General features: G+C 70.4%; 8 protein-coding genes. 3 read left to right on the plus strand and 5 right to left on the minus strand.

The window, feature by feature from the left end; all coding sequences use genetic code 11:
• Window positions 1–1,003: metal-dependent hydrolase (locus GO615_RS26525; RefSeq protein ID WP_169132860.1), on the plus strand; the 1,003-nt coding region annotated here is incomplete at its 5' end.
• Window positions 1,004–1,171: 168 nt separating this feature from the next.
• The gene (locus GO615_RS26530) at window positions 1,172–2,275 is read left to right on the plus strand and encodes an AI-2E family transporter (RefSeq protein WP_169132861.1); all 1,104 of its coding nucleotides are present in this window, start codon (window positions 1,172–1,174) and stop codon (window positions 2,273–2,275) included.
• Between the two features lie 8 nt (window positions 2,276–2,283).
• Here the strand turns inward: GO615_RS26530 and GO615_RS26535 are convergent, their stop codons facing one another.
• From GO615_RS26535 to GO615_RS26555, 5 genes are read right to left on the minus strand one after another with little or no spacing between them, the layout of a single operon-like run.
• The gene (locus tag GO615_RS26535) at window positions 2,284–4,164 is read right to left on the minus strand and encodes an ATP-binding cassette domain-containing protein (RefSeq protein ID WP_169132862.1); all 1,881 of its coding nucleotides are present in this window, start codon (window positions 4,162–4,164) and stop codon (window positions 2,284–2,286) included.
• Between the two features lie 5 nt (window positions 4,165–4,169).
• On the minus strand, window positions 4,170–5,051 hold the full coding sequence (locus GO615_RS26540; protein ID WP_169132863.1) for an ABC transporter permease subunit: 882 nt from the start codon (window positions 5,049–5,051) through the stop codon (window positions 4,170–4,172).
• A complete protein-coding gene (locus GO615_RS26545; protein ID WP_169132864.1) occupies window positions 5,048–6,001 on the minus strand; it encodes an ABC transporter permease in 954 nt (317 codons plus the stop codon). Before GO615_RS26545 ends, GO615_RS26540 begins: the two co-directional genes overlap by 4 nt.
• Window positions 5,998–7,128 carry a polyamine ABC transporter ATP-binding protein gene (locus tag GO615_RS26550; protein ID WP_169132865.1) on the minus strand — a complete coding sequence of 377 codons (1,131 nt, stop codon included), beginning with the start codon at window positions 7,126–7,128 and terminating at the stop codon, window positions 5,998–6,000. Before GO615_RS26550 ends, GO615_RS26545 begins: the two co-directional genes overlap by 4 nt.
• A gap of 23 nt (window positions 7,129–7,151) precedes the next feature.
• The gene (locus GO615_RS26555) at window positions 7,152–8,255 is read right to left on the minus strand and encodes a polyamine ABC transporter substrate-binding protein (RefSeq protein ID WP_169132866.1); all 1,104 of its coding nucleotides are present in this window, start codon (window positions 8,253–8,255) and stop codon (window positions 7,152–7,154) included.
• 446 nt (window positions 8,256–8,701) lie between these two features.
• Here GO615_RS26555 and GO615_RS26560 point away from each other — a divergent pair.
• On the plus strand, window positions 8,702–9,846 hold a 1,145-nt coding region (locus GO615_RS26560; protein WP_169132867.1), incomplete at its 3' end, for a type VI secretion system Vgr family protein.

Here is a 9,846-nt window from a genome sequence, read left to right on the forward strand (position 1 = left end):
CGCGACGCCCCTGCCGGTCTGGCAGACGGTGGCCGCCGGCGCGGCGGCCGCGACCTTTCCCGACCTCGACTTCGTCCTCGGCTACGTCTCCGAACTCGCCTACCTGCGCGGCCACCGCGGCGTCACCCACTCGCTCGTCCTGCTGCCGCTGTGGGGCCTGCTGCTCGCGTGGCTGTTCGGGCGCCTCGCACGGCGCAGCCGCCCCGGCACGGACTGGCGCGGCTTCTATGCCGTCGCCTGCGCCGGCATCCTGATCCACATCGCGGGCGACCTCATCACCCAGTTCGGCACGATGATCCTCGCCCCCTTCTCCGACCGGCGCTTCGGCTGGGGCACCACCTTCATCATCGACCTGGTGATCACCGGCAGCCTCGTCGCGGGCCTCGTCGCCAGCGCGCTGTGGCGCAGCAGCCGCATCCCGGCCGCGACCGCGCTCGTGCTCGTCGTCGCATGGATCGGCGTCGGGGCCGTGGGCCGCGGCGAGGCGATCGCCGCCGCGCGCGCCTGGGCGGCGGCGAACCAGGTGCCGATCATCGAGGTCGATGCCGCGCCGCGCCCGGCCTCGCCCTTCAACTGGACCGCGATCGTGTTCGACGGCGAGCAGTACCATTTCGCCCACCTCAACACGCGTCGCGCGGAGGTGCTCACCGCCGGCCCCGAGGACAACTTCATCCGCCGCTTCTCCGCCCCCTACCGCCCGGTCGCACTGGCACAGTGGGAAACACGCCCGCGCTTCGGCAACGGCAACCTGCAGGGGTTCGCGCGCGAGGTGTGGGGCAAGGGCGATTTCGCCTTCTACCGCTGGTTCGCGATGTTCCCGGTGCTCGACCACGCGCAGCAGGACGCCTCCGGCAGCCTGTGTGCGGGCTTCCGCGACCTGCGCTTCGAGATCCCCGGCCGTGCCGAACTGCCGTTCATCTACGGCCTGTGCGGCACCCCCGGCGCCGACGGCTGGCGCTTGTACAAGGTCGCCGCGGAAGGACGGCGCTGGGTGATGCACTGATCGGGTCCCGCGGCGGAACAGGCCACGACGAGCTCATCGAGAACCGGACCGAAAGACTGGCGGCCGCTTGATCGCGCAACACGCAGAAGTCTTTCATCGTCACACGGAGTCACGCATGAAACGCATCCTGCCGTTCCTGACCACCAGGCGCGCCGTCGAGGCGGCGCGATGATCGACCAGGTCGCCGACAAGCTGGTGCGCCGCGTGATCCTCGGCTTCCTGCTCGGCGGGCTGCTGGTGCTCGCCTACGCCGTGCTGCAGCTATTCATCGTGCCGGTCGCGTGGGCGCTCATCATCGCCTACGCGACATGGCCGCTGTATCGGCGCCTGCGCCGGGCGCTCCGCCGCCCGACGCCCAGCGCATTGCTCATGACGCTGCTGCTGAGCGCGGCCTTCATCCTGCCTGCGCTGTGGCTGGGCGGACTGTTCCGTGGGGAGATCGGCACGGCCTACACCGCGGTGATCGAGCGGCTCACGCAGGGGCCGCTGAGCTTGCCCGAGGCGATCCGCACGCTGCCCTGGCTCGGCGGCTGGCTGCAGGAACAGCTCGACCTGATCGGCAACGACCCGGACGCGCTGCGAACGCAGCTCGCCGCCTGGGGCCGCGAGGGTGCCGACCAGCTCGTCGCGCTCGTCGGCGATGTCGGGCGCAATGCGGCGAAGCTCGGCTTCGCGCTGATCACGGTCTTCTTCGTGTACCGCGACGGCGAAAAGGTTCTGCAGCAGGTCCACAGCGTCCTGTCCCGTTTTCTCGGCACCCGCATCGACGCCTACCTTGCCGCCGTCGGCGGCATGACCAAGGCGGTGGTGTGGGGGCTGATCGCCACCGCGCTGGCGCAGGGCTTCGTCGCCGGGCTGGGCTACTGGTGGGCGGGCCTGCAGGCCCCGGTGCTGCTCGGTGCGGTCACGGCGCTGATCGCGATGATCCCCTTCGGCGCACCCTTCGTGTGGGGGTCGATCGGCGTCTGGATGCTGGTCAACGACGACATGGTCGGCGGCATCGGCCTGCTGCTATGGGGCGCGCTGGCGGTGAGCTGGGTCGACAACCTGGTGCGCCCGCTCGTGATCAGCAACGCGACGCGCATTCCCTTCCTGCTCGTGATGTTCGGCGTGCTGGGCGGCCTGGCGGCGTTCGGGCTGGTCGGGCTGTTCCTCGGCCCGGTCATCCTGGCGGTCGTGATGGCCGTGTGGCGCGAATGGATCGAGGAGTCCCGGCTCGAGGCTGCGGCGCCGAAAGCGGCCGACGCTTCGGCATCCGAAGGATCGCGCTGACGGCGGCATCAGCCGCGCGCGCTGCCCTGCACCGCGAGCATCTCGCGGAACAGCGGCGAGACCTGCGCGAGCTCCCACGCCGTCCCCATCGCCTCGATGCGCCCGCCCTGCATCAGGATCACCTGGTCGAAACGGTCGAGCAGGTGCAGGCGGTGCACCGAGGACACGACCACCGCATCGGCGAAGTGCTCGAACAGGCCCTGATACACGCGCGCCTCGGTTTCCGGGTCGAGCGCGCTGCTCGGCTCGTCCAGCAGCACCAGCGAACTGCCGTCGGCCGCGAGCACGCCGCGGGCGAGCGCGAGGCGCTGGCGCTGGCCACCGGACCAGTTCGCGCCGCCTTCGACGACGCGCGCGGCGAGCCCGCCGTGCAGTCCTTCGACGAAGGCATCCGCGCAGGTCGCGCGCAGCGCGGCGGTGATCGCGTCGGGATTGGCGGTGCCGCCCAGCAGGAGGTTCTCGGCGACCGTGCCGTCGAACATCTCGGCCTGCTGCGGGATCAGCGTCGCGATGCCGCGCAGGATGGACGCGGCCTCGGGCGCGGGGATCGCGTCGAAGCTCACGACCGCCTCAGCCGGGGTGTCGAGCCCGGCGAGCAGGCGCAGCAGCGTGCTCTTGCCCGCGCCGCTGGGGCCGACCAGCGCGTAGCGGCGGCCGCGTTCGAGCTCCAGGCGGGGGATATCGATCGCCGCGCCGGCGCGCTCGGCTCCGGCATGGGCGAAGCTCAGGTCCGCCACGGTCATGCGCTGCCACGGCTCGCCCTCGGCGCTGCAGCGCGCGGGCTCGGCCGCCTCGCGCGCCGCGAACACCGGCTGCGCCGAGGCGAAATCAGCGCGCTGGCGCGACAGCGACTGGAAGTGCGAGGCGATCGCGGTGATCACCCCGCCGGCCTGCTGCGAGTATTCGTACACCATGAAGACCTTGCCCAGCGCGATGCCGGTCGCGACGCCCGCTGCCGCCTCCGCGCCGATGACGCCGGCCGCCTGCGCGGCATACACGGCGACGAGGATGCACCACAGCAGGCTCGCGAGCAGGTCGACCGCGGCCCACTTCGCCTCGTTGATGACGATGCTGCGCTTCAAGGGCCCCGCCATCGCCTCCAGCCGCGCCGCGATCAGGCGCGCGACGCCTTCGGCGCGGCGCAGCGCGAGCACCGACAGCACGTTGCCGAGCACGTCGACCATGGTCGCGGACCACGCGCGCTCGGCGCGGTTGGTATCGACGGCGATCTTCATCATCACGCGGTCGAAGCGCGTGATCATCAGCGCGATCAGCCCGTAGCCGATCACCGCAACGCTGCCGACGAGCGTGGAGATCAACCACAGCGCGACGATGGGGCCGATCAGCTGCACGGTGTTCTGCAGGTAGATGAACTGGCTCTGCGCGAAGTCGTACAGCGCGCTGGTGCTCTGCTGCACGCGGTGCGTGATCTCGCCGGAGTGGTGGCGCTCGTGCCACGCCAGCGGCGCGCGCATCAGCCGCCCGACGAGCAGCGCCGACAGGCGTTCGCGCACGCGCAGCGCGACGTTGCGTTCGAGGATGCGGCCGGGGCCGTGCAACAGCCAGGTTGCGACGATGGCCGTGAACACGAGGATCAGCCAGCGCCCGGCATCCGACAATGAGCCGAGCCCGCCCTTCTGGATCGCGTTGATCGCGTTGCCTGCGAACCACGGCACCGCGAGCTTGAAGAGCTGAGAGGCGAGCAGCAGGCCGAAGGCGCCGAAGATCAGGTGGCGCACGCCCTCGGCGTGCTGCCACAGCGCACGGTACATCGCCGGCAGGCTGGCCGGGCGCTCGTCGGCGGCATGCTCCTCGACCGCGGCGGCCGCCTGGACGGCCTTCTCGTCATCCTGCTCGTCGATGATCTCGACGGTTTCGGGAACGCGCAATCCACTCACCTCCGCATGTCGGGACTCGAAAGTGTAACGGTTGGCGCAGCCGTCGGTGAAATTCCCGCCGCATGACGCAGCGCCGCCGCGCGTTTCCTCTGCGCCGACAGCATCGCGCGATTGGCGACGACGACGGCGAGCGACACGAGCACGACGATGACCGTCGCAAGTGCATTGATCTCGGGTTTCAGGCCGTGGTGCAGGCGCGCGAACACCAGCACCGGCAGCGTCGTGCTGCCGGGATCGGACAGCATCGCGGCGAGCACGAAGTCGTCCATCGACAGCGTGAACGCGAGCAGCCATCCCGCCAGCAGCGCCGGCGCGATCACCGGCACGGTGATCACGAAGAAGACCTTGAACGGCGGGCAGCCGAGGTCGAGCGCCGCCTCCTCCAGCGAGCGGTCCATCTCGCGCAGGCGCGACTGCACGAGCACGGTGACATAGGCAGTGCACAAGGTCGTGTGCGCGGCCCAGATCGCCGCGACGCCGCGCCCGCCGAGGGAGGCGAAGAGCGGATGCGTGAACAGCAGCACCAGCGACAGCCCGATCACGACCTCGGGCATCACCATCGGCGCCGTCGTCATGCCGGCGAAGGCGGCGCTGCCCGGATAGCGCCCGAAGCGCGCGAGCACGAAAGCCGCCGCAGTGCCGACGACAACCGCCGCCGTCGCCGCCAGCGCGCCCACGCGCAGCGACAGCAGCACCGCGCCGATCAGCTCCTCGTCGCGCGCGAGCTCGGCGTACCAGCGCAGCGAGAAGCCGTCGAGCTGCGTCGTGATCTCGCCGGCCGTGAAGGAGAACACGATCAGGCACAGGATGGGCACGTACAGGAAGGCGTATACGGCCAACAGCCAGGCCGTCGCACCGGGACGGGAGCGCACGCTCATGGTCCTGCCTCCCCGTCGTCGCCATTGGCGCGGCCATGCCGGTGCAGCAGCACGATGGGCGCGAGCAGCACCAGCACCATCGTCACCGCGACCGCCGCCGCCATCGGCCAGTCCTGGTTGGGACCGAAGTCCTCCCAGATCCTGCGGCCTATCATCAGCACGTCGCCGCCGCCCAGCAGATCGGGGATCACGAACTCGCCCACCGCCGGGATGAACACCAGCATGGCCCCGGCGACGATGCCGCGCCGCGACAGCGGCAGGGTCACGCGCAGGAAGGTCGTCCACGGCCGCGCGCCGAGGTCGGCGGCCGCCTCGAGCAGGCGCTGATCGAGCTTCACGAGGTTGGCATAGAGCGGCAGCACCATGAAGGGTAGATAACTGTAGACCATGCCGACCAGCACCGCGCCCTGATTGTAAAGGAGCTGCAGCGGCGCATCGACGAGGCCCGCCGCGAGCAGCAGGCGGTTGATCAGCCCCAGCTCGCTGCTGTCGAGCAGCACCATCCACGCATACACGCGCAGCAGGAAGGAGGTCCAGAACGGCAACATCACCAGCATCAGCAGCGTGTTGCGCGCGGCCTCGCGCGAGCGGGCGATGTGGTAGGCGAAGGGATAGCCGATCAGCAGGCACAGCAGCGTCGTCAGGGCCGCCAGCAGCAACGAGCCGCCCCACGCGGAGAGGTACTGCAGGTCCGCGGCGGGCGTGCCGAGCGCGAGCACTTCGTCGTGCAGGCGACGGTAGCTCGTGAAGTCCGGGCGGAAATGCGGCAGCAGCTCGCCCGGCTCCATGACGAAGGGCGGCACGTAGGGCGGGATCGCGAGCTCGGGCGTGGACAGGCTGACCTTCACGATCAGCGCGAAGGGCAGCGCGAAGAAGAGCAGCATCCACGCCCAGGGCAGCAGCCCCGTCCAGAAGCGTCCGCGCGCGAGGACGAAGCGCCGCCGTGTCATCGCGTCAGCACCACGCCGTCGGGCGCGAACCACGCGACGCGTACCGCATCGCCCCAGGTCGGCGGCGCGGCGTCGCCCCAATGCACGGAGGGCACGCTCGCGATCACGATGCGGCCGTTCGCAAGCCGCACGTGATACACGGAATGGCTGCCGAGATAAGCGATCTCGGCGACCTCGCCGGTCGCGGCATTGCAGCCGGCGCCGCCCGGCACGCCACCGGCGCGGCTCAGCGCCACGCGCTCGGGGCGCACCGAGACCCAGGCCTCGTCCCCTTGCGCCAGCCCCGCATCGGGCGGAAGCACGATCGCCGCGGGAAACTCCGCGCACGCGAGCGCCCCACCGACGACGCGCCCCTGGAACAGGTTGGTCTCGCCGATGAACTCGGCCGTGAAGCGGCAGTCCGGCGTCTCGTAGATCTCGCCCGGCGTGCCGACTTGCAGCAGCCGCCCCTCGTTCATAACGCCGATGCGCCCGGCCATCGTCATCGCTTCTTCCTGGTCGTGCGTCACGAGGATGCAGGTCACACCGACACGCTCGATCAGGTTCACGAGTTCGAGCTGCGTGCGCTGGCGGATCTTCTTGTCCAGCGCGGCGAGCGGCTCGTCGAGCAGCAGCAGCTTGGGCTCCTTTGCGAGGCTGCGCGCGAGCGCGACGCGCTGCTGCTGCCCGCCCGAGAGCTCGTGCGGCTTGCGGCGCGCATAACGCTGCATCTGCACCAGCTCCAGCATCTCGGCGACACGCGCTTCGACCTCGGCACGCGCGAGGCGCGGGCGCAGCTGCCACAGCCCGAACGCGACGTTGGCCTCCACCGTCATGTGCGGGAACAGCGCGTAAGACTGGAACATCATGTTGGTCGGGCGCCGGTGCGCGGGCACGGCAGCGAGGTCCTCGCCATCGAGCACGATGCGCCCCGCGTCGGGCATCTCCAGCCCCGCGAGCATGCGCAGCAGCGTGCTCTTGCCGCAGCCGGAGCTGCCCAGCAGCGCGAAGATCTCACGCTCGGCGATCTCCAGCGACACGTCATCGACCGCGAGGGTGTCGTCGAAGCGCTTGGTCACGCCCTCGATGCGCAGGTAGGCGCGCCGGTTTGCCCTACCCCCCGCCGCCCCGTCGCCGTTGTGGTCCACGACCGCCTCCCGGCCCGGCCGCGCTACTTCGCGGTCTTGAAGCGGTTCAGCGCCTGCGTGAGCTCGCGCTGAACCTCCTTCGTCAGCACCGGCTTGGCGTGCAGGCGCTGCTTCAGCGCCTCGGGCACGTTGATCGCCGGGTTGCCCGTGATCTCCGCCGAGGTCAGCGGCAGCGCCGCCTTGTTCGCGCTGAGGTAGTAGGTCTCGTTGGAGATCTGCGCGACGACCTGCGGATCCAGCATCGCATTGATCCATGCGTGCGCGTTGGCGACGTGCGGCGCATCGCGCGGAATCGCCATCACGTCCACCGACATCATCGCCCCCGTGTTCGGGATCAGGTAGCGCACCTTCGCGCCGGTGTGCGACTCAGCCGCCCGCCGCGCGGCGATCAGCGCGTCGCCCGAGAACATCATCGCGACGCACAGGCTGCCCTTGGCCATCTGGTCGATCGGCGACGTGTTGAACACTCGGATGTCGCCCCGCACCGGGCGGATGCGCTCGACCGCGGCACGGATGTCGGCCGCGTCCATCTTCGCGGTGTCGGCGCCGGCATACAGCATCGCCGCGGGAATCACGTCGCTCGCCTCGTCCATCAGCGCGATGCCGCAGCCCTTCAGGCGCGCGGTCACGCCCGGGTCGAAGAGCAGGTCCCACGCGTTGTCCGGCAGCTTGCCGCCCAGCGCCTTCCCGACCTTATCGACATTGATCGCAACCCCGGTCGTGTACCACATGTAGGGCACGACGTACCGGTTGCCCGGGTCGGCGCGCTCGACCGCCTTGAGGATCACCGGATCGAGATTGGCGAGATTCGGCAGGCGCGCCTTGTCGAGTGGCTGGAAGATGCCCGCCTGGATCTGCCGGCCCGCATACTCGACGCTGGGATAGACGACGTCGTAGCCGCTCGCACCCGTCAGCAGCTTGCCCTGCAGCGTCGCGTTGCTGTCGTACAGGTCGTACTTCACCGCGATGCCGGTCGCCTTCTCGAAGGCCGGGACCGTATCGCGCGCGATGTAGTCGTTCCAGTTATAGACGTTGAGCGCATTCGCGTCGGCCGCGCCCGCCGCGGACGCGAACAGGCCGGCGCCCAGAAGGCCCAGCAGCGTCACCAGAAACCCGTGCAGTCGCATGGCCGTCCTCGCACCAAGTCCCGTTGTCGTCATTGTGCCCAGACACCCGAAAAATGTAAGCAACATTTTTCGCAGCGCCGTAGCTCCGCGCGCACGCCCGCCGCGCGTGAGGTCGGCAGCAGGCATCCGCCACCCACTTCGACCGCGTTTTGCGCGCTCCGTGCCACCGCGTCAGCGGGGTCAGCCGCTGATCGGCACCGATTCCCCCGTGGGTGCCGCTGATCGACACCAATTCCCCCGTGGGAGCGGCTTCAGCCGCGAATGGGCCGCGCCGCGTGCGATATCGCCGATTCGCGGCTGAAGCCGCAACCCCCTCCATCGCCCTGCGAGCCGCTCGACGATAATCCCGATGACATTGATTTACGTTATGCTAACGGGCTTTCCGGCAACCTAGCAGAAGCGCCGCTGCTGCCCCTGTTCGCGGCGGCGCGCGTCCCGGCTCCCACATGGACAGAATTTCCGAATTCATCGCCGGCGGCGCCGGCTGGCGTCAGAGCGCGCGACTGCTCACCCTGACGACGCCGCTCGGCCCCGACGTGCTGCTCGCCGAAACGGTCACCATCGACGAATCGCTCGGTCCGCTCGCCGCGCATGCCGGCTTCCGCATCGAACTCACCGCCCTGAGCGCCGACGCCAGGCTGCCGCTGGCCGCCCTGCTCGGGCAGCCCGCACGCGTCGATCTCCTCACCGCCGCCTCACGCACCGCGCCGCGCCCCTTCCACGGCCACATCACGCATGCCGCCCGCCTCGGCGCCGACGGCGGCTTCGCGCGCTACCGGCTGACCATCGAACCGTGGCTGAGCTTCCTCGGCCACACCCGCGACAGCTACCTCTTCCAGGACATGAGCGTCGTCGAGATCGTCGACGAGCTCCTTGGCGACTGGCAAGGCCGCGGACGACTCGCCCCCGCGTGGCGCTGGCAGCTCGCCGATCCTGCGGCCTACCCGCGCCGCGGCATGAGCACCCAGTACCGCGAGAGCGACCTCGCCTTCCTCCGCCGCCTGCTCGCCGAGGAAGGCCTCTTCTGCTGGTTCGAGCACCAGTCCGACAGCGGCCCCGCGCTTGGCGCCCACACCCTCGTCATCGCCGACCACAACGCCGCCTTCCGCGACAACCCGCAGCCGCAGGTGCGCTTCACCCAGGCGGGCGCGACGCTCGCCGAGGACAGCCTCGACCGCTGGAGCGCCACCGCGCGCCTCGACACCACCACTACCCGCGCCGCGAGCTGGGACTACCGCGGTCTGGCGACGCATCCCCAGACCGCCGACAGCGCCCATCGCGACTCCGCGGCCACCACCGTCGCCACCGACGACCCCGGCCCCTACGCCTGGCAGACCGCAGCCGACGGCGAACGCATGATCCGGCGCCAGCGCGAAGCCATCGACGCCCGCCAGCGCGAGATGCTCGGCGAAGGCACCGTGCGCGACGCCGCCCCCGGCACCACCTTCGAACTCCGCGGCCACGCACGCCACCCGGGCACGGACGCGGACCAGCGCCGCTTCCTCATCACCGCCGTCACGCACCGCGCGCGCAACAACCTCGCGACCCTCCCCGTCATCGCGGGCAGCCCCGCCCCGGAAGGGGACACCGC

Source organism: Aromatoleum evansii (assembly GCF_012910805.1).
Lineage (GTDB): Bacteria > Pseudomonadota > Gammaproteobacteria > Burkholderiales > Rhodocyclaceae > Aromatoleum > Aromatoleum evansii.